16 protein-coding genes are annotated in these 20,560 nt (G+C 51.0%); 6 read left to right on the forward strand and 10 right to left on the reverse strand.

All coding sequences use genetic code 11. The features are described from left to right. Positions 1–30: 30 nt before the first annotated feature. The 4 genes from H8K26_RS01155 to H8K26_RS01170 all read right to left on the reverse strand — a co-directional run bounded on the left by H8K26_RS01155 (position 31) and on the right by H8K26_RS01170 (position 5,173). Positions 31–942, reverse strand: coding sequence for an ABC transporter permease (locus H8K26_RS01155; protein ID WP_186896077.1), 912 nt, complete (start codon positions 940–942; stop codon positions 31–33). A 2-nt stretch (positions 943–944) separates the two neighbouring features. After that, a complete protein-coding gene (locus tag H8K26_RS01160; protein ID WP_190476749.1) occupies positions 945–2,021 on the reverse strand; it encodes an ABC transporter permease in 1,077 nt (358 codons plus the stop codon). Continuing rightward, entirely contained in the window at positions 2,014–3,561 is a 1,548-nt protein-coding gene (locus H8K26_RS01165; protein ID WP_390366141.1) for an ABC transporter ATP-binding protein, read from the reverse strand. Before H8K26_RS01165 ends, H8K26_RS01160 begins: the two co-directional genes overlap by 8 nt. A 343-nt stretch (positions 3,562–3,904) precedes the next feature. Further along, positions 3,905–5,173, reverse strand: a complete 1,269-nt coding sequence (locus tag H8K26_RS01170) for a glycerate kinase type-2 family protein (protein WP_190476751.1) — start codon at positions 5,171–5,173, stop codon at positions 3,905–3,907. 106 nt (positions 5,174–5,279) lie between these two features. Between H8K26_RS01170 and H8K26_RS01175 the strand changes: the two genes are divergently transcribed. From H8K26_RS01175 to H8K26_RS17905, 6 genes are all read left to right on the forward strand, one after another. Continuing rightward, on the forward strand, positions 5,280–6,458 hold the full coding sequence (locus H8K26_RS01175) for a serine hydrolase domain-containing protein (protein ID WP_223826778.1): 1,179 nt from the start codon (positions 5,280–5,282) through the stop codon (positions 6,456–6,458). An 88-nt stretch (positions 6,459–6,546) separates the two neighbouring features. Continuing rightward, positions 6,547–7,980, forward strand: coding sequence for a metallophosphoesterase family protein (locus H8K26_RS01180; protein ID WP_190476753.1), 1,434 nt, complete (start codon positions 6,547–6,549; stop codon positions 7,978–7,980). 183 nt (positions 7,981–8,163) lie between these two features. Further along, positions 8,164–10,419, forward strand: a complete 2,256-nt coding sequence (locus tag H8K26_RS01185; protein ID WP_190476755.1) for a TonB-dependent receptor — start codon at positions 8,164–8,166, stop codon at positions 10,417–10,419. Between the two features lie 310 nt (positions 10,420–10,729). Further along, positions 10,730–11,920, forward strand: a complete 1,191-nt coding sequence (locus H8K26_RS01190; protein WP_190476757.1) for a hypothetical protein — start codon at positions 10,730–10,732, stop codon at positions 11,918–11,920. 10 nt (positions 11,921–11,930) lie between these two features. Next, positions 11,931–12,344, forward strand: coding sequence for a type 2 periplasmic-binding domain-containing protein (locus H8K26_RS01195; protein WP_186883978.1), 414 nt, complete (start codon positions 11,931–11,933; stop codon positions 12,342–12,344). A 393-nt stretch (positions 12,345–12,737) separates the two neighbouring features. Then, the gene (locus tag H8K26_RS17905) at positions 12,738–14,492 is read left to right on the forward strand and encodes a methyl-accepting chemotaxis protein (protein WP_190476759.1); all 1,755 of its coding nucleotides are present in this window, start codon (positions 12,738–12,740) and stop codon (positions 14,490–14,492) included. 188 nt (positions 14,493–14,680) lie between these two features. Here H8K26_RS17905 and H8K26_RS01205 read toward each other — a convergent pair whose 3' ends face one another. The 6 genes from H8K26_RS01205 to uraH form a co-directional block, all read right to left on the reverse strand. Beyond that, complete coding sequence (locus tag H8K26_RS01205) at positions 14,681–15,259, reverse strand: ATP-dependent Clp protease proteolytic subunit (RefSeq protein ID WP_190476761.1); 579 nt, start codon at positions 15,257–15,259, stop codon at positions 14,681–14,683. Positions 15,260–15,309: 50 nt separating this feature from the next. Further along, complete coding sequence (locus H8K26_RS01210) at positions 15,310–16,518, reverse strand: M20 aminoacylase family protein (RefSeq protein WP_190476763.1); 1,209 nt, start codon at positions 16,516–16,518, stop codon at positions 15,310–15,312. A 796-nt stretch (positions 16,519–17,314) separates the two neighbouring features. After that, a complete protein-coding gene (locus H8K26_RS01215; protein ID WP_190476765.1) occupies positions 17,315–17,809 on the reverse strand; it encodes an ureidoglycolate lyase in 495 nt (164 codons plus the stop codon). A gap of 30 nt (positions 17,810–17,839) precedes the next feature. Continuing rightward, positions 17,840–18,850, reverse strand: a complete 1,011-nt coding sequence (gene alc / locus H8K26_RS01220; RefSeq protein ID WP_190476767.1) for an allantoicase — start codon at positions 18,848–18,850, stop codon at positions 17,840–17,842. Positions 18,851–18,878: 28 nt separating this feature from the next. After that, positions 18,879–20,084, reverse strand: a complete 1,206-nt coding sequence (locus tag H8K26_RS01225) for a urate hydroxylase PuuD (protein WP_190476768.1) — start codon at positions 20,082–20,084, stop codon at positions 18,879–18,881. Between the two features lie 72 nt (positions 20,085–20,156). Further along, a complete protein-coding gene (gene uraH, locus H8K26_RS01230; protein ID WP_190476770.1) occupies positions 20,157–20,510 on the reverse strand; it encodes a hydroxyisourate hydrolase in 354 nt (117 codons plus the stop codon). Positions 20,511–20,560: the final 50 nt, after the last annotated feature.

The following is a 20,560-nucleotide window of genomic DNA, read 5'->3' on the forward strand; positions in this document are numbered from 1 at the left end:
AAACAGTACAGCGTGAACCATCTGGCCGGTTCAGGGGCGGAAAGGTTTCCCCAGTGATGCTGGCATATTCAGGCGTATCCAATCCGGATTACGTGAAATCAGTACCAACACAAGTATCGTTGCTGCATAAGGTAGCATCGATAAAATTTGTGAAGGAACCGCAATACCGATCGCCTGAAAATGAAACTGCAGGATAGTCACGCTGCCAAACAGTAAGGAACCCAGCAAGACGCGTGCCGGACGCCAGGTGGCGAACGTGGTCAGTGCAAGGGCAATCCAGCCGCGTCCTGCGACCAGACCTTCCACCCACATTGGTGTGTAGACTACCGACAGATAGGCGCCTGCTATACCGCAGCAGGCACCGCTGAACAACAGGGCACCGTAGCGGATTTTTCTGACTGGATAACCGAGAGCATGCGCAGATTCCGGTGATTCGCCAACGGCGCGCAACACCAGCCCGGCGCGGGTACGATATAAGAACCAGATGATGCCGGCACATAACAACAGGCTGAAATACACGGCCCAGTGCTGATCAAATAACGCCTTACCGAGAAACGGCAATTCCGATAAAAATGGAATACCATGCGCGCCTGCCGGTAAGGATTGACCGACGAAAGATTGCCCGATAAACGCCGATAGTCCGGCACCAAAAATCGATAATGCCAGACCCGTCGCTACCTGGTTGGTCGTCAGTACCAATGTCAGCCATGCAAACAGGCTGGACATCAGCATTCCTGCAAGCGCACCTGCGACAAAACCAAGAGCAGGAACATTGGTCTGATGAGCCACCGCAAAGCCGACAATCGCAGCGACCAGCATCATGCCTTCAGCACCAAGATTGAGCACACCTGCACGTTCATTGATCAGCAAACCCAAGGCAGCGATCAGCAGCGGTGTACCAGAATTGATTGACGCAGCAATCAGAGCAGCAAAATTTTCCATGCTTATTTCTTCCAGCGCAGGCGGTAATTGATTAAGGTGTCACAGGCCAGCAACATGAATAACAGCATGCCCTGAAACAGGCCGGTAATCGCTGAGGGCAGACCGAGACGCGACTGCGCCATTTCACCACCGAGGTAAAACAGAGACAGCACCAGTCCGCCGAAAATGGTGCCGATAGGATTTAAGCGACCGATGAAGGCAACGATAATGGCCGCAAAGCCATATCCGGGCGAAATCGACGGCAGCACCTGACCGATAGGTCCCGCGACTTCAAATGCGCCAGCCATGCCCGCGAAACCGCCAGAAATCAACAGCGAAGTCCATAAAGCTTTGCGACTGGAAAAACCGGCATAACGGGCGGCCAGCGGTGCGAGCCCACCGACGGTTAAGCGAAAGCCAGCAAAGCTGCGATAGATAAAAATCGCCATGCCGCCGCTGGCAACCAGCATCACCAGAAAGCCTATATGTAAACGACTGCCATGGAAGATATGCGGCAACAGAAATTCGCTGGAAAAAACTTTTGATTGCGGAAAGTTCATTCCGTTCGGATCTTTCAACGGGCCGTTGACGGCATACATCAGCAATAACTGCGCGATATAGGTCAGCATCAGCGATACCAGAATTTCATTCGCGTTAAAACGGTCGCGCAATAAGGCCGTGACAGATGCCCATGCGGCGCCACCGGCAACACCCGCCAGCGTTGCCAGTAACAACACCAGACCGCCGGAAATATTCGAAATGCCCGGTGTGCCCTGATCGAAAAACAAAATCGTGGCACCAGCGGCAAGGCCGCCAGCAATCAACTGACCTTCGGCACCGATATTCCAGATATTCGCGCGGTAACAGACCGACAGGCCCAGCGCGCACAGCACCAGTGGCGTGGTTTTCAGTAATAAATCGGCGATGGTCGAAGCGTTACGTAAAGGTTCCAGCAAAAATACCTGCAAGGCGGTCAACGGATTTTTACCGAGCGCGAGAAACAGCAGGCCACCAAAAAATACCGTCAGCAACAGGGCGAATACCGGTGAGAAATAAGCCATCACCCGTGAAGAGGCAGGACGTAATTCCAGTTTAAACATGCTCGGCCTCTTGCTTAGCTGTCGCCTGATCTTCCCATAAACCGCTCATCCATAATCCTATCTGTTCTCTACTGGCGTCTGCCGTTGCCACCGAGGGTGACAAGCGCCCTTTGGCAATGACATACATGCGATCGCACAACTCAAATAATTCATCTAATTCTTCGGAAATCACCAGCACCGCGCAGCCTGCCTGTTTCAACTGACGTATTTCACCGTGAATCTGGGCGGCAGCGCCGACATCCACGCCCCACGTCGGTTGTGCGACGATGAACACCTCGGGATGCCGCATAATTTCGCGACCGACAATAAATTTCTGCAAATTCCCACCGGATAAACTGCGTGCGGCGGCTGCAGGTCCTGAGGCTTTCACGCGAAAACGGCCGATGATGTCGCTGGCAGCTTGTATCGTGTGTTTGAAATTGATCATGCCGTGGCGTACAAATGGCGCTTTCTGCTGTGACAACAGCATGTTATCCGTCAGGCTGAGTTCGGGTACTGCGCCACGCCCCAGGCGTTCTTCTGGCACCAGACTTTGTCCCAGTTCGCGCCGTGCTTCCGGGCCGTAACGGCCGACAGCTTTGCCTTTGAGTTGTATCATCTGCGCCGCCGGACGGCGGTCTTCACCGGACAAGGCCGCCAGTAACTCCTGCTGACCATTACCGGAAACCCCGGCGATACCAACGATTTCACCGCCAAACAAGCTCAGGTCAATCTGCTCTAATGCCGTCGCAAATGCATGCGCTTTCGGCAGGCTGAGTTGCTCTATCTGCAGTCGCAATGGTCCTTTTTGTATGCTTGCATCATGCGGGTGATGCTGAACGGCGTCGCCGATCATCATGCGCGACAGGCTGGCGGCTGTTTCCTGACGCGGATCGCAATGACCAGTGACTTTGCCCATGCGCATCACGGTCGCCGAATGGCACAGTTCACGGATTTCATCGAGCTTATGGCTGATATATAAAATGCTGCAGCCTTCTGCTGCAATTTTGCGCAGAGTGATAAATAATTTTTGTACTGCCTGCGGTGTCAGGACTGAGGTTGGTTCATCCAGAATTAATAATTGCGGATGCGTCAGCAGGGCACGCACAATTTCCACACGCTGACGTTCGCCGACAGATAAGGTGTGAACATGCCGGTGTGGTTCCAGCTCCAGACCATAGTTTTCACCAGTCTGGCGGATTTGTTCTGCCAGTTGCGTCATATCTGTCCCGGCATCCAGGCCGAGGGCGATATTCTCTGTCACGGTTAACGTATCAAACAGAGAGAAATGCTGAAACACCATGGAGATGCCAAGTTTGCGCGCATCTTGTGGCGTTGCTACTTTCACTTCCTGACCATTCCACAGCACTTTGCCAGAGTCTGGCTTGACCGCGCCGAAAATAATTTTCATCAGCGTTGATTTACCCGCACCGTTCTCGCCCAGTACCGCATGGATTTCGCCGGGAGCAACGCTGAGATTGATATGATCGTTGGCGACGACAGAGGGATAGCTTTTACAGATATCAGACAGTGCTAACCTCGACGATAGCGGTGCTGCGATAGAAGTCACAATGACCTTTCTATGGAAAAAACGGCTGGAGTGCTGGTGAACATGGGCGTAGCTATTTATAAATCCTGATCAATGATGAATGACGGGACAAGCAGATGTCAGGTTGGCACGGAGTGGACGCCCGTATTTATCCACGTATTTAACCAATATCTTGCACGCCATCTGTTGCTCGTTATTTCATTGTTACTGCATCATTAACTACATCAGGAATGCTTAATTAACACTAGCTTTAAGCAAGAACAATGCCCTCAGATTAAGAGGCTTGTTGTGCAGGAATTATCATGAAAACCGCATGTTGAGTATTCGGCCGACATTATAAATGCGACTGCCGCATTCACAAAACCAAAATTACTCTGAAATCATTGACATTCGTGCGTGTCGGCCCGCTGACGATCAAATCTCCCAGAGCCGAAAAATAGCCATAGCCATCATTATTTTCCAGCATGTGTTTTGGCGATAAATTGAGTGCCATTGCCCTTTGCGCAGATGCAGGTTCGTAGTAGGCGCCGGCATTATCTTCAGAGCCATCGATGCCATCAGTGTCGCAGGCCAGTGCGTAAATATTCGGACAGCCATTGAGTGCAACGGCCAGACTAAGTAAAAATTCTGCATTGCGGCCACCGCGACCATTACCGCGTACGGTTACCGTGGTTTCACCACCGGACAAAATGACGCAAGGCTTGGGGAATGGCTGGCTTTTACGGGTGACCTGCAATGCCAGCGCCGCATGCATGAGGCCGATATCACGCGCCTCGCCTTCGATGCCATCCGATAAGATATGCGCTGCGATGCCCATAGTTCTGGCCTGATACGCCGCGGCATCCAGCGCATGCTGGGCAGTAGCGATGATGTGGTGTTCGTGGCGGGCGAAGCGCGGGTCGCTGGATTTCGGTGTTTCTCCCTGCCCGGACTGCAGATGGGTTTTGATATTGTCAGGAATCGCAATCGCGTATTTGCGCAAAATAGCGAGTGCGTCGCCGCAGGTGGTGTCATCCGGCAGCGTCGGGCCACTGGCGATAATACTGGCGTCATCACCTGGCACATCTGAAATCATCAGGGTGATCACTCTTGCCGGTGCACAGGCTAATCCTAATCTGCCGCCTTTGATTGCCGACAAATGTTTGCGTACGCAATTCATTTCGCTGATGGCGGCACCGCTTTTCAACAACGCTTTGTTGATCGCTTGTTTTTGTTCCAGTGTGATGCCTTCTGCAGGCAAGGCCAGTAAAGCAGAGCCACCGCCGGAAATCAGGCACAGCACCAGATCGTCTTTTGTTAAACCCTGCACCATTTGCAAAATCCGCGCGGCTGCTTGCTGCCCGGCGATATCAGGGACGGGATGTGCGGCTTCGATGACCTCAATTTTCTCGCACGCTACACCGTGACCATAACGCGTCACGACCAGCCCCGATAATTCGCCTTTCCAGTGTTGTTCAACCGTGTGTGCCATCGCTGCCGCGCCTTTGCCTGCGCCGATCACGATGGTGCGGCCATGCCGTGGTGGTTCCGGCAAAAAAGCAGGCAGACATTTTTCTGCACTGACGGCATCGACCGCTGCCTGATACAGGGAATTCAGAAATTCGCGTGGAGATGAGATGGGCATAGTGTTGAGTAGTAAGATGGCGGTTCGACGACAACAGCACTTCGGATTACAACTAGCAAGTGCCACTGAACAAAATACATAAAACAGAAAAATCATCATAAACGATATGGCTTACGATTTCGGTGAAGTAAATTCAACAATGCAGCAATATGTGGACCGTCAGATACTGGCGGGGGTATCAACGGCGGTGCTGGTGGGACGTGATCTGGTGCATGAACACCACACCGGTTGGGCCGACATTGAGAACCAAATTCCCTTGCGTGGCGATCATTTGTTCCGGGTTTTTTCGAATACCAAGCTGATCACCTCGATGGCGATCATGCTGTTAATCGAGGATGGAAAAATCGCACTCGATGATCCACTGGAAAATTATTTGCCTCAGCTAGGTAAGCGTCGCGTGTTGAAGGCTGGCGCGAACAGTCTTGACGATACCGAACCAGCACGTTCATCGATCACTATCCGTCATTTACTGAACCACACGTCTGGACTGAGTTACGGACTGCTGGATCACGGCAGCCTGATGTACAAAGCCTATAACGAACGTAAAGTGTTGAATGCTTTCCAGACGCTGGCGGAAATGATCGATATTCTGGAGGAATTGCCTCTGAGTTTTCATCCCGGTGAAGCCTGGCAATATTCAATTGCTACTGACGTGTTGTCGCGTGTGGTCGAGGTTGTCAGTGGCAGAAATTTCGATCAGTTCCTGCGCTTGCGGATACTTAATCCACTGGGAATGGATGACACCGGTTTCTATGTTCCGGAAAATAAACTGCACAGACTGACCGCTTATTACGGCGGTGCTGATCCTGCAAATGTGTTGCAGCGCGGTTTGCGCCGACTGGATAAATCGCCGTATCCCGGTGCGTTTACCAAGCCGGTGCCGCGTTTGTCCGGCGGCGGTGGGCTGGTATCGAGCATGCACGATATGCTGGTGCTGATGCGCAGTTTTATGCCGGACGGTGATCATTTACTGAAACCGGAAACCATGCATCTGATGATGCAGAATCAGTTGCCAGCGGGCGCAGGCATAGGTTTTCCGGGTGTCGGTGATGTGCCGGGCAAGGGTTTTGGATTCGGTGGCGCCGTGACCTTGCTGCCGTCATCCATCGACCCGGTCGGTTCGGAAAGTGAATTTGAATGGGGCGGTATCGCCGGTACGCACTGGTGGATCAACCCCCGCCGCAATATTGCGGGAATACTGATGACGCAAAGATTAATGAGTTTCTGGCATCCGTTTTCGTTTGATTTCAAGCGTCTCGCGTATGCTGCGGTGGGCGTGAAATAAATAGTTGTTGCACACAGAAAAAGCAATTCATATTGCCGACACATCCAATGATTAGCATGGCCCCAGATTAAAAATAGTGTGAGGAAAAATGACTACCTGTTCCATTCGTTCTGTATTGTCGTCTGTGTTGCTATTGCCGGTCGCAACTGTTCTGACTTTATCCGCTTGTAGTACGTCACCCCAACTGTCTGCGCAACAAGATGGCCTGCAACAAGCATGGACTGTGCTTGGTGAACAGGGGCAAGCAGTGGCACGTGTGGTGACCACGGATACGGTTTGTCCGGTGTTGACGCAAGATGGTAAAGCGCAAATGATGACCGCGCGTGCCGACGCCGCGACTATCCCGCAACGCAAGACCGCAAGTAGTGCGAACGATTCTAAACCGTCCGCATTTCCGGTGCTGACTTGCGAGGCGGCATTATCACCAACAACCACGTCTGCCAGCGTTGGCGGGCGCAAGTTGCCGTTGCCGCAGCCTGTCGCAAAAAAAATTGTCGTGATTGGCGATACCGGTTGCCGTCTGAAACTGGCGGATAACTATTTTCAGTCATGTAGCGACAGCGAAAAATGGGCATTCAGATCGATGGTCGAGGCCGCCGCCAAAACAAAGCCGGATCTGGTGATTCATGTCGGTGATTATCATTACCGCGAGAATGCCTGCCCGGAAGGGAATAAAGACTGTGCTGGCAGCCCCTGGGGTTATGGCTGGGATACCTGGAAAGCGGATTTTTTCGATCCGGCACAGGCTTTATTGAAAGCTGCACCGTGGGTGATGGTGCGTGGCAACCATGAAACCTGCACCCGCGCCGGGCAAGGCTGGTGGCGCTTCCTCGATCCCCGTCCTCTGCAAAGCGGACGTGATTGTAATGCTGAACGCGACGATGCCAGTGGTGATTACAGTCCGCCTTACGCGGTACCGTTAGGGCGCGTCGGGCAAGAAGCTGCGCAACTGATCGTGTTTGATTCGTCTAAAGTACCGAATAAAACACTAGGTAAAAATGATGTGCCGTATCAGGTTTACATGGAACAATTCAAGACGGTGAATCAGTTGTCTGACGCAGCCGACTTTAATATCTTCATCAATCATCATCCTATTCTTGGTCTGGGTGCGGGAAGGAATAAAGAGGGTGGATTAACGATCTGGCCCGGCAACGCCACCTTGCAGGGAGTGATGCATGAGGTTAATTCGACGCGTCTGTTTCCTTCCAAAGTACAGGCAACTCTGGCAGGGCATGTTCATTTGTTCGAGGCGCTGACATTTAACACTGATCATCCGGTGCAGTTTGTTTCAGGCAATGGCGGTTCCTCGCTTGATTCGCCGCTGCCAGCAGTTTTACCAGCGGGAACCACACCTTATGCCGCAGCAGAAATAGCGCATTTCAGTAATTCCAATGACGTTGGTTTCATGGTGATGGAACGTGAATCGCAATCCTGGAAAATGCAGGCATGGAATAAGAACGGTAAGCTGATGACCGAATGCCGTACACAGGGCAAGAAAACCCAGTGCCAATCTTTCCAATAACACCACCGTTCAGCGCATCGGGAAAAGACGGTATCAATAAAAACGGAATATAAAATGGAATATAAAGCCTGATACCGTCATTCTGTTGTCATGTCATCTGACTGTCAGCTAAATTCATCCTGACGTCATACCGCCTGCCTAGACTTGTGAGTTTTCTACCCACCAAGTTCAATGGAAGGCAAGATGATGTCCCGGAAATCGCAACAAATTAAGCAGCAATCCCAGCAGCAATCCCGACCACAATTGACACGCAAACGGATGTCAGCCCAGGTCGTGTTCGCCATCACGCTGATGGTTGCGCACCACGCTCAGGCGCAGTCAATGACAAAGACTGACAGCAGTGTTGAATCTGATTCAGCGCTGGACGCGGAAGCGATCAAATCAAGGGTTGTGATCAGTGGTTCGAGTGTCGGCAATCGTGCTCCGGTACAAAGCTCACTGAAAGCGACGCAGCCACAATCAATTATCACTGCGACGTTTATTGAACAGTCGGTGACTGATCTGGCTGATTTCAATACCGTTGCGCGGATTGCGCCGAGTGTGGGTTCCGGCGTGTCTGCCAATGGCCCTGGTCTTGCCGAATCCAAAGTCACGTTACGTGGTTTTCAGGATGGTGAATACAACATGACGTATGACGGTATCCCTTTTGGTGATACGAATAATCCTACGCATCATTCCACGTCTTATTTCCCGGCACGCATCATCGGCGGCATGGTGATCGAGCGCGGCCCGGGCAATGCCAGCAATCTGGGGCAAGCCACTTTCGGCGGTTCTATTAATTTGTTCTCTAAAGAATTGTCGGCGGATTTTAATTTCACACCGTATTCAACATTTGGCTCTTGGAACACCCGCATGTATGGTGCGCAGATCGACAGCGGGATGTTGTCGAACTTTGGCAATGCACAGATGATGTTCAATGCTTCACGTCTGACATCCGACGGTTACCTGACTTACAGCAGCGTCACCGAAGACAATTACCAGTTCAAATTCCAGCGCAATCTTGCTCAGGATACCGTGCTGACTGTGTTTTCCACCTATAACAAGATCAACAGCTATGTCCCGGATAAAGGCGGTGTGACTTTGAATCAGGTGGCCCAGTTCGGTAAAAACTACGCCCTGAACAACGATCCGACGAGCCAGAATTATTACGGCTATAACTTCAACTACAAAACGACGGATTTTGACTATATCCGTCTGCAATCGAAGTTAGCTGGCTGGAATATCGACAATACGCTCTATACCTATTCGTACAATAACGATACTTATTCTGGTCAGGATGCCAGTGGTGCAACAGCGAATGGCACCAAAGCCGGTGCTGCCGGTAATAAGAATGTTCCGGGTTATAACAAGCTCAATGCGTATCGTGTCAACGGCGATATTTTCAAGGTCACCAATCAATTTGATGCTGGTTTATTGCGTGCCGGTGTCTGGCTGGAAAGTTCAAATACCAACCGTCATACCTATGATCTCGACTGGACCTTAGGGGTGCCGAATCCTAAAGAATCAACTGCACCGAAAAGCGTGTCTTACGAACAGCGTTCTTCGTGGAAGCAGTATCAGCCCTTTGTTGAATTTGAATGGAATGCCGCACCAGATTTAACGATCACACCGGGTGTGAAATACATGCATTTCAAACGCGAAATTGATGCCTCTGTGAATCAGGGCACGCGTATCGCGACGAATGCTGAACAGACCTACACATCGACGTTGCCATTCCTGACCGCGAATTACAGTGTGAATAAAGAATGGTCTGCGTATGCGCAGATTGCCAAAGGTTTTCTGGTGCCTGATCTGTCCATGTTTTATGTGAATAACCCGAATCTGAGCACGCCGAAAGCACAGACATCAACGAATTATCAGCTGGGTACTGTGCATCAGTCGCGTAACCTGACGCTGGATGCCGACATTTACTACATCGACTTTGATAATAAGATTGCGTCCACCGGCAGTGGCAACGATCTGGTGTATTACAACCAGGGCGGTGTTGTCTATAAAGGTATTGAGGCGGCTGCCACGTATTACATCGGTAGTGGCTTCTCGGTGCATGCCAATGCCTCTCTCAACAGTGCAAAAGCCAAAGACACGGGTCTGCAAGTAGCGAAAGCGCCAGAGAGCACCAGTGCGTTTGGTCTTTTGTACAAAGCGAACGGTTTGTATGGTTCGCTGATCGCTAAAAATGTCGGCACGCAATATGCAAAAGACGGCGAGCCAGCTGCTTACAAAATACCGTCTTACCTGACGACCGATCTGACGATAGGTTATCGCTGGAAAGCCGTTGGCTCATTGGTCAAAAACGTCAAGGCGCAGTTAGGAATCAATAATCTGTTTGATCAACAGGATGTGACTGCTGTCTCAGCCAATAGCAAAGGCGTCGCTTTCGATCAATATACTTTCCAGCCTGCACGCAGCTGGAGCTTGTCTGTCAGCGCTGATTTCTGATCCACATCCCATCCGCATTAAATATTGGTAAATCCGTGGTTTATTTCCTCTTTTTTTGTGTAGAGAATAAGCAACGGATTTGTAAAAAATCGTCAAATAGGCATATCGTTCTGATCGGTTTTTCTGATCTCGGAGTATCCCGGTCAAGTAATCTGAACAGTGCCCCACCATAGGAAGAAAACCTACACTGTCGATTGTTTTTGGCAATAATTGCACGAAATAAGTACAATTATTGCTTAATTTATATCATTTTTGCTTCTTTGAGGAAACAATTTTGAAGGCTAAAATTAACTTATTAAGAGGAGGAAATATGAAATTAAAAACTTTAACGGCCTTAACGGCAATGTCGCTCGCAGCATCCGCTGTCTGGGCTGACGACAGTTCTAATGTGACGATCAGCGGCTTTGGTACTGCGGCTCTGACACGCACTAATACGTCGGATGCAGAATTTGCGCGCCCGAATCAATTAGCCGGTGTGACAACAGGCGCAAAAACAGGCGTGGATTCCAATTTCGGGATTCAGGTGACTGCAAAAGCTACTGACTGGTTGTCTTTTACTGGCCAGGGGCTGGTACGTAAAAACGTCACTGATAATTTTGGCGCAGAGCTGGCATGGGCATTTGCCAAAGCCAAAGTGAACGATCAGTTAAGCGTGCGCGTTGGCCGCATGGGCTTGCCTGTGTACATGATTTCTGATTATCGCAATGTTGGCTATGCCAACACGATGTTGCGTCCACCAGTCGAGATGTACACCCAGGTTTTGCTGGAAAGCATTGATGGTGTCGATGCGACTTATCAGACCGCCGTTGGTGAAACTAACATTTCTTCGCAACTGGCCTACGGTGTGACAGAGAATGAAAGCCCGGGCTACAAAGCGAAATTTAAAAAACTCTCCAGCTTCAACGTGACATTGGAAAACGGCCCGTTCACGGTGCGTTTTGGTCGTGTTGATACCAACGTGTCTGTTGATAATTCTGTCAACCTGAACACACTGGTCAGCGGCCTGAATAAATATGGCTACACCAGTGCCGCGAATGCGATTGCGGTGCAGGACACTAAAGCTTCGTTTACTTCTCTGGGCTTAGGCGTAGATTGGAAAAACGTCGTGGTGCAGGCGGAATACGGTAAGCGTAAATCCGGTAGTCTGGCTGTTGCTGACACGACTTCGTGGTACACCATGTTTGGTTACCGTACAGGCAGTTTCCTGCCGTATTTTGTGCATGCTTCTGCAAAACAGGATAGCGCCAGAACGGTTGCCGGAACACCGACATCCGGTCCTTTGCTGGCTTACACAGCAGGTGCCAATGCACTGGCTTCAGCTTCTCCGATTCAGACCAGCAATAGCATAGGCGTACGCTGGGATTTCCATAAATCGGCTGCATTAAAAGTGCAATTTGATCGCATGTCTCCAGATAACGGCAATGGCGTATTTATCAACGCCAAACCTGGCTTTAAAGGCCCGGTAAATGTGTTTGCTGCTGCGGTTGATTTTGTATTCTGAGGAGATGGCGATGACAACATTTTTGAAAAAAGTCATGCTCGCCGCAGCGTTTTCCTCTGTTGCAGCGAGTGCGAGTGCCTCCGATATCGTCGTGATCGTGAATCCTGCGAACCCGGCGACTGCGATGACGGCAGCACAGGCATCACAGTTCTTTCTGGGAAAGTCACCTATGTTTACGCCGGTTGATCTGCCAGAAAATTCACCGGTACGTGCTGAATTTTATAAAAAAGTAGCCGGTAAAGATTTATCTGAAGTGAAATCGATTTGGTCTAAGCTGGTGTTTACGGGTAAGGCCGCTGCACCAAAAGAGTACCAGTCTGCTGCTGAAGTGAAAAAAGCGATTGCGGCAAATCCTACCGGAATTGGCTATATCGAAAAATCGGCGGTCGATTCCACGGTCAAGGTTATTACTACCTTGCAATAATCGTCGTCTGAACTGAAAAAGGGGAAAAGCATAGTTGCTTTTCCCCTTTTGCTTTTTTAGTCGCTAACAGTTAGTCTCTTTTCTGTGTGTTGAAAAAGCGCTGGAGCGTATCGCGTTCTTTTTATTCCGTCGCTATTTCTTCCAAATTCCACACAAAGTCTTTTCAATATTTGTCGCAATTTTGATGTCTGATCCTGTTCCGGAGCTTCACATGAAATTGTCCCGCAACACAAATATGTTCCACCGATGTGCCAGGCGAAAAGCTGTGTTTTTCGTCTGCCGTTCATCTGCCGTTGCCGCATCTGACCTGCATTTTCCGTTGTACTGATTCATCGCAGCAGATGCATTCCGCATTTGCTGCGTGCCATATCAACATTACTTCCGGAGTAAGCTATGTCGTTTTTTTATGATCTGAAAATATCTGTCAAGCTCTTAATCAGTTCGCTCTGTTTGTTGTTGATCACAATTTTCATCGGCATTTTTTCTGTGACTGAACTTGCTCAGGTCAACACAGCAGCCAGAGATCTGGGTGAGAACTGGATGCCCAGCGTCAAAGCGGCGATGGGCATCAAGGAACGTGTCTCACGTATACGCTCGCAAGAGGCGCAAATGGTGTTTGCGGAAAATCCCGAGGAAGTTGAAAAATACGTGACCAGAACAAAGGAAGCGATTAGCGGATTGCGCGAGATCGAAGCGGATTACAGCCGCATGATGACGAATGCGGCAGAGAAAGCGAATTACGATGAATATGCAAAGCTGATGGCGGACTATTTGCAGATCACCGATAAGATGATTGCCGCCGCCAAAGCCGGTAACTCGACGGAAGCCGTCAGCCTGCTACGCACCACCTCGTCAAAAGCGAATACGCGATTGCGCGACCATGTCGATAAGATGGTGAAAATTCAGTCTGATGGCGGGATCGCTGCCTATGAACATAGCACGCAGGTTTATGAAACGGCGCGTTCGCTGATTTTAGTGGCGCTGGCAATCTGTGTTGTGCTGGGGCTGGCATTGTCTTTCTGGATTGCCCGTCTGGTATCACGGCCACTGATGAATGCGGTAAAAGTCGCGCAGACAGTAGCGTCCGGTGATCTGACCAGTCACATTGAAGCCAGCAGTAAAGACGAAACCGGCATGCTGTTGCAAGCTTTGAAAGACATGAACGATAACTTGCTGAAGGTGGTCAGCGAAGTGCGGCAGGGGACGGATCACATCACCATTGCGGCGACAGAAATCGCGCAAGGTAATCTTGACTTATCGGGGCGCACTGAAAGTCAGGCAAGTTCGCTCGAAGAAACCGCGTCCTCGATGGAAGAAATCACTTCGACGATTCATCACAATGCAGACAATGCGCGCCAGGCGAATCAGTTATCGGATTCTGCCTCGGCCGTAGCGCAAAGAGGCGGCGACGTGGTTTCGCAAGTGGTGCAGACGATGGGCTCGATCAACGAATCTTCACGCAAGATCGTTGACATCATTGGTGTGATTGATGGCATCGCATTCCAGACGAATATTCTGGCGCTCAATGCTGCGGTGGAGGCGGCGCGTGCCGGTGAGCAGGGACGCGGCTTTGCGGTGGTCGCGTCGGAAGTGCGGAATCTGGCGCAACGGTCTGCCAGTGCGGCGAAAGAAATCAAAGAGCTGATCAACGATTCTGTCGATAAAGTTGCACAAGGTACGCGGCTGGTGGATCAGGCGGGCGACACGATGAGCGAAGTGGTGGCCAGCGTGCGGCGTGTCAGCGATATGATCAACGAGATTACGGCTGCCGGTCAGGAACAAAGCGCTGGTATCGCGCAGATCAATGATGCGATTACTAATATGGATACGCTGACGCAGCAAAATGCAGCTCTGGTCGAAGAAGCCGCTGCCGCCGCTGCCGGATTGCAGGGGCAGGCAGAAAAACTCAGCAGCGTCGTCAGCGTGTTCAAATTAGATCAGAGCCAGACGGCGGCGCCGAACGCATCTGCAATGCAGGTGAATCGCAATACTGCTGACGCGACAAAAAAGACGATGGCAAAGCCGGGCAAAAAGGAAACGAACAGCACGGCAATCAAATCTGCGTCATCCAGTGTCCGGCAAAGTCCGCAGCGGGCAGCGAAAGCAGTTGAAAAAGCAGGCGACACCGCAGACTGGGAAGAGTTTTGATGTTGCTTAGTCTTGTACTGACAGGCACAGCCGTGGCGTAAAAAAAGCAGGTCGGAGCATATACTCCCCCTGCTTTTTTAGTATTCACCGCTCATGTCCTTATATTTAAAGGGCTTCAAAATATACTGGGGGGAGTATATTTACCCCCGAATTAAGCCCTGAAATGCAGGAATCAGGATGAATGGCAATTAAGCGATGTCGCTCTGTTTGATGATGGTGCGTGAAATCAGACCATATTCCAGGGCTTCTTCTGCGCTCATCCAGTAATCGCGGTCAATATCGTTCGTCACGCGTTCCAGCGTCTGCCCGGATTCACGCGCAATCAATGCCGAGATACGTTCACGCACTTTGACGATTTCGCGCGCCTGAATCGCAATGTCCGTTGCCTGACCACCACAGCCGCCGCTAGGTTGATGAATCAGGAAACGTGTGTTCGGCAGGCAGACACGGCGTTCTTTCGGCACCGAGAGAAACACGCTGACGGCAGCGCTGCCTACCCAACCAGTACCGACCATATTCACCGGTACATCGATGAATTTAATCATGTCATGAATCACGTCGCCGGATTCAACATGACCGCCAGGCGACGAAACCAGCATAGTGATCGGATCTTTTGACTCGGCCGCCAGCGCGATCAGGCGCTTGCTGACATCGGCCGCGAGCTTATCGTTGATGGTGCCGAAAACCAGCACGGTGCGGGATTTAAATGCTTTCTCTTCGAGGAAAGGGCTGCGTTGTACGTCGTTATTGTCTTTTTCGTCTGCCATGTGAAATCGTGTCCGGTTATGAAGGTTGAAATTGTAGCTTGTCTGCTGTCTCAGATGGCTGCGTCGGTGGCTTTTTTCAAGTAGGTTTCTGCCAGCCTGACCCAGTAAGTCGCGCCGATGGGCAGCAAATCATCATTGAAGTCGTAACTGGGATTATGCAGATTACAGGGACCCAGACCATGACCGGCATCGCGATGATCACCTTCGCCGTTGCCGATGAAGACATAACAACCCGGTTTCGCTTGCAGCATGAATGCAAAATCTTCTGCACCCATGGTCGGTTCGGTCTGCGCATTCACGCGCTCGTCACCGACCACAGAACGTAGCACTTCCGCAGCAAATGCAGTTTCCACCGGATGGTTAATCAGTGGCGGATAATTGCGCCGGAATTCAAAATCGATCTCGGCATCAAACGCCGCTGCGGTGTGTGTGGCAATCGCCCGCATGCGTTGTTCAACCAGATCGATCATGTCATTGCTGAAGGCCCGCACGGTGCCGACCAGTTGTGCATCGTCGGGAATCACATTGGTGGCGCTGCCCGCGTGAATCTGCGTGACCGACAGCACCACCGATTCCAGCGGGCTGGCATTACGGCTGACGATGGTTTGCCAGCTCTGCGCAATCTGTATCGCGATCATGATAGGGTCGATGCCCTTATGTGGTTGCGCTGCATGCGCACCTTTACCTTTGACCGTGACATAAAATTCATTCGATGAGGCCATCATCGGCCCCGGCGTCAGCCCGAATGAGCCCGCCGGAATGCCTGGCCAGTTATGCATGCCGAACACCGCTTCCATAGGGTATTTTTCAAACAGGCCATCGTTGATCATCGCCGACGCGCCACCGCCACCTTCTTCTGCGGGTTGAAAAATCAGATATACCGTGCCATCGAAATTGCGGTGTTGCGCCAGATAATGCGCGGCACCCAACAGCATCGCGGTATGCCCGTCATGCCCGCAGGCGTGCATTTTTCCTTCATGCTGCGAGCGGTGTGGGAAGCTGTTGATTTCCTGCATAGGTAAGGCATCCATATCGGCGCGCAAACCAAGCGCCCGCGTGCTGTTACCATTTTTAATGATGCCCAGGACGCCAGTGCCGCCTAAACCCGAAACAACAGGAATGCCCCACTGTTGCAACTGGCGAGTAATGACGTCTGCGGTGCGGTGTTCTTCGTAACAAAGCTCAGGGTGAGCGTGAATATCACGGCGGATTTGTTGAATTTCTGCCTGGAATTGAACAATAGGATCTATTAGTTTCATACGAGTCTCCGGATTGCGTTGCAGATGTGCTGGCTGGTATCGGGATGGATAGTGAGCCGCAGCAGGACGCAATTTATTTTTTCGACATGAAGTCGCTGCATCGTCTGCAGCAAGCACATCAGAGAGAACGATACCAGATTCCACAGAGGCGGGCATCAGCACCGATGCGGAATTTGAATAAAAACAAGGAAAGTGTTCCTGAGTCGTTCAGATGCCAAGGCTACTGCCTGATCTTGAGTCGCAGAAGGTCGTGTTGCGCTGATTTTTTTCATTCATCCGCATGCATAGTCGGTATAAGAAAACATCTTCAAAAAACATTCGCAGAGCATGGTGCGCAGATATTCTTTGCGGTGATGATTGATATATCGAAAATAAAGCAGACATGTTTGCTGCACTGCAGTAAAGTTACACCTGTCTCCTCCAACACCTCCTAAGGTTTGGATTTAACCCGCAACCGCAAGGTCGCGGGTTTTTTTTGTCCTTTTTCCGGTAAGCACTAAAAAATTCAATAGAAACGATAAAAATTTGAAATAAGATTTCTTCTAGGTAATTTAATATCGTTTTCAGATATCTGATTTGTGAATGTTTGATATGCAAAAATAGTCGTTTGCGTATTTGTTGCGGTGCGATATAGTTACACCTGTCTCCTCCAACACCTCCTAAGGTTTGGATTTAAGCCCGCTCTTAGCGGGCTATTTTTTTGCCTGCGTTTTTGTTTGTACCTTCTATCTGATACGCGAAAAGAATAGCGCAGGGCGCTTGCGAATGTTGATTTAATGCGCGGTGTGTGAAATGTTCAGGCGAGTACCCAGCTGCCATCCAGCGTGATTTCATCGCAGTTGTGACCGTGGCCGATGCGATCCATGACGATGAAGTCGCTGATTTTATGCAGGGCGATCAGCGGATGATGCCAGACGCCTTTAGCGTAATTCACGCCTTGCAAGCCTTTGCACAAAAAAGCCTGCATCTTGTTTTCATCAAATTCCCCCGCTGGTGCGACAACGACCAGATATTCGTCTTCCTCATTTTGTGTCAGCGGGACAAATGCCTGACTACCTAGCGGATGCCTTTCCATAATGGTGATTGGCAGCGGCAGTTGGCGTGGCTGCGCGCGAAACAGGCTGAGTATAGTTTGTCCATTTTTACTGTGCGTGTCAGCGCAGGCGAGGGCATGAAAACGCTCGGTAGTACCCTGATTAATCGGGTAATGGCGCGCGCCATCCGTCATGATCACTTCGCCAAACGGCGCAAACGCCGCCCGTGTCAGAGGGGAAATGCTAAGTTTTTTCATGTCGTTGGCAATGTGATTCTGTGAAGGTTCTCAGGCGATTTTACTCAACAGACGCAAGCGTGATACCCCGCCGTCCGGGAAAATATTCAGACGAATATGCGTGATAGTCCCCAGCGATTGCAGCTCGTCAGCAAAATAATGCTGATGATCCATTTGCAGCTTTTGTTGCGGTAACAGCGTAGGCCAGAACATCGATTGCGTGATCAGCGAAGTGTCCGTGCCGCCCGCCATGGATGCGGCCTGTATCGAACAGCTGTCTGGATAGTTGCCTTTGAAATGGCAGGTATCCACCTCAATTTTTTGCACGGTACCGGCGTGTGCCAGCGCGATGATGCACCAGTCATTACCAGGCTCGCGGCGTCGTCGCGTTTCCCAGCCGTCGCCCATATTCACGCCGCGTCCCGGCATCAGCAGATTGGATGCCAGCCCGAAATGCTGGTTGTTCGTTGCCACAATATAGCCGCCATTTTCCATCGCAATCAGATCGTGCAGCGCATGCGGATCAGCGTTTGCCCAGTCGTTTGCCGGTTGTGCATACACGCGCAAACGGGCCACGCCGCCATCCGGATAAATATTCAGGCGCAGGTGGCTGAATATTTGTGTGCTCTGAATGACGTGGTAATGATGGCTGTTGCCTTGCAGGTTCACCGATGGCAGCACTTCCTGCCAAACGGTCTGGTCATCCGGTTCGCCACTGGCGAGAAATGCGCCTTCAATTGCGGCGGCAGGCGGGTAATTGCCGGTGAAATGGCTGGTATCGATATCGACACCTTTAAGTATCCCGGCGCGACCAAGTTTCAACACGCACCAGTCATGACCATTCACTCGTTTGCGACGGGATTCCCAGCCATCCATCCATTTGCCATTGGTATCGTACTTGCCGGGAATGAAGACAGCGGGTTCAGGATTCAACATGCGCGCCATCTCAGCAAAAAAATCATCGCTGCAAGCCAGTGTTCTGGCGCCCAGGCGTGGGTCAGCGAGATTCGGATAGCGGCGGGTAAATTCAGGAGCATTCGGGTCGAGCGTGATGATGGCCATAGTATGTCTTTCTCGATTACTTTCTTGATTATTTTGTGCCAGCCATATTGGCCGTATCGTTTTCTACCCAGCGCGCGATGACAGCGCGTTCTTCGTCGGTGATATGCGTCAGATTCCCCAGCGGCATCAGCTTTTGTTGCACCACTTGTTGATAAATTAGTTGCGATACCGCCTTGATCTGCTCAGGTTTATCCAGCATCAGTCCTTTGGCGGGAAATTCCATCAGTGTCGGATGTTCTGCATGACATTGTATGCAGCGTGCCTGCACCACTTGCTGAACCTGGGCAAACTGCGCTGCCGGCGATTCCTTTGTGCTGCTGACAGCCGCGGACTTTGGTGCCATCCACGCTGCCAGCGCAGCGAGGATGACGATCGCCAACACCGGATAAACGGGACTGGTTTTGCCTTTATGACGCAGAATAAAAAACTGCCGCACCAGAACGCCGACGATCATGATCAAGACCAGCACCAGCCAGTTTTGCGCGTGGTTATACGTCATGCTGTAATGATTCGATAGCATTGCAAACAAGACCGGCAGCGTAAAGTAAGTATTGTGCACACTGCGTTGTTTGCCGCGTTGACCATGCACCGGATCAACCGGAGCTCCCGCTTTCATGGCCGCCACGACTTTGCGCTGTCCCGGAATAATCCAGAAAAACACGTTGGCACTCATGATGGTGGCGATCATCGCGCCTGTAATCAGAAAGGCAGCACGACCGGAAAATAAATGGCAGGCAGCCCAGGCGGCGGCGATGACGTAAGCGACAATCAATGCTGACAACAGCTTTTCATTCTTGCCGAATAAGCGGCACAACAAGTCATACACCAGCCAGCCGAGTGCCAGAAAACCTAAGGCCGCCGCGATTGCAACGGCAGGTGTGAGATTGGCAACAGACGGGTCGATCAGATAAGTGCGGGCATTAAAAATATACACCAGCAAAAACAGGCTGAACCCCGACAGCCAGGTGCTGTAAGACTCCCAGTAAAACCAGTGCAGATGTTCCGGCAATTTCGGTGGGGCGCCCAGATATTTTTGCGGATTGTAAAAGCCGCCGCCATGCACCGCCCATAATTCACCGCCGACACCTTGTGCCTTGAGTTGTGGATCACTTGGCGCAGTCAGATGGTTATCCAGCCAGACGAAATAAAAAGATGAACCTATCCAGGCAATCGCAACGATGACATGCAGCCAGCGCAGCAACAGATTTGCCCAGTCAAATAAATATGCTTCCATTTTTTTCCAGATTATTTTTTCCAGATGCAGAGGCAAGGTTTGCATTGCCAGAAGTTTGTTGCGTCTTCTACCTTAACTGCCGCGATAGGTTGAATAACTCCACGGCGTTGCGACCAGCGGCACGTGATAATGCGCATTGGCATCGGCGATAGAAAACCGCAAAGTCACGATGCTTAGAAACGCTGGTTCCGGCAGATCAAGTCCAAGCCCTGCGAAATAACTGCCGATGTCGAAATCAAGTTCATAGGTGCCGGTTTGCATGGCGCTATCTTCCAACAAAGGCTGATCGCAGCGTCCGTCGGCATTGGTGAGGCGTTCGCAAAGCAGGCTGCGTTGCTGCGGGCTGACACGATACAGCGCAATGCTGATACCTCGCCCGGGCTTGCCGTGGGCGGTGTCGAGTACATGTGTGGTCAGGCGTCCCATGTGATCCTTATTTCATAGGACTGACGCAGAGCAGCCCCGGCTTCGTTGCT

The organism is Cognatundibacterium aquatile (assembly GCF_014699135.1).
GTDB classification, from domain to species: domain Bacteria; phylum Pseudomonadota; class Gammaproteobacteria; order Burkholderiales; family Burkholderiaceae_D; genus Undibacterium; species Undibacterium aquatile.

Excerpts from the sequence above, each read along its gene's own strand:
- H8K26_RS01185 (WP_190476755.1), top strand. The coding sequence starts at position 8,164 with ATGATGTCCCGGAAATCGCAACAAATTAAGCAGCAATCCCAGCAGCAA.
- H8K26_RS01155 (WP_186896077.1), bottom strand. The coding sequence starts at position 942 with ATGGAAAATTTTGCTGCTCTGATTGCTGCGTCAATCAATTCTGGTACA.
- H8K26_RS01225 (WP_190476768.1), bottom strand. The coding sequence starts at position 20,084 with ATGGAAGCATATTTATTTGACTGGGCAAATCTGTTGCTGCGCTGGCTG.
- H8K26_RS01175 (WP_223826778.1), top strand. The coding sequence starts at position 5,280 with ATGGCTTACGATTTCGGTGAAGTAAATTCAACAATGCAGCAATATGTG.
- H8K26_RS01170 (WP_190476751.1), bottom strand. The coding sequence starts at position 5,173 with ATGCCCATCTCATCTCCACGCGAATTTCTGAATTCCCTGTATCAGGCA.
- uraH (WP_190476770.1), bottom strand. The coding sequence starts at position 20,510 with ATGGGACGCCTGACCACACATGTACTCGACACCGCCCACGGCAAGCCC.
- H8K26_RS01205 (WP_190476761.1), bottom strand. The coding sequence starts at position 15,259 with ATGGCAGACGAAAAAGACAATAACGACGTACAACGCAGCCCTTTCCTC.
- H8K26_RS01195 (WP_186883978.1), top strand. The coding sequence starts at position 11,931 with ATGACAACATTTTTGAAAAAAGTCATGCTCGCCGCAGCGTTTTCCTCT.
- H8K26_RS17905 (WP_190476759.1), top strand. The coding sequence starts at position 12,738 with ATGTCGTTTTTTTATGATCTGAAAATATCTGTCAAGCTCTTAATCAGT.
- H8K26_RS01215 (WP_190476765.1), bottom strand. The coding sequence starts at position 17,809 with ATGAAAAAACTTAGCATTTCCCCTCTGACACGGGCGGCGTTTGCGCCG.
- H8K26_RS01160 (WP_190476749.1), bottom strand. The coding sequence starts at position 2,021 with ATGTTTAAACTGGAATTACGTCCTGCCTCTTCACGGGTGATGGCTTAT.
- alc (WP_190476767.1), bottom strand. The coding sequence starts at position 18,850 with ATGGCCATCATCACGCTCGACCCGAATGCTCCTGAATTTACCCGCCGC.
- H8K26_RS01190 (WP_190476757.1), top strand. The coding sequence starts at position 10,730 with ATGAAATTAAAAACTTTAACGGCCTTAACGGCAATGTCGCTCGCAGCA.
- H8K26_RS01210 (WP_190476763.1), bottom strand. The coding sequence starts at position 16,518 with ATGAAACTAATAGATCCTATTGTTCAATTCCAGGCAGAAATTCAACAA.
- H8K26_RS01180 (WP_190476753.1), top strand. The coding sequence starts at position 6,547 with ATGACTACCTGTTCCATTCGTTCTGTATTGTCGTCTGTGTTGCTATTG.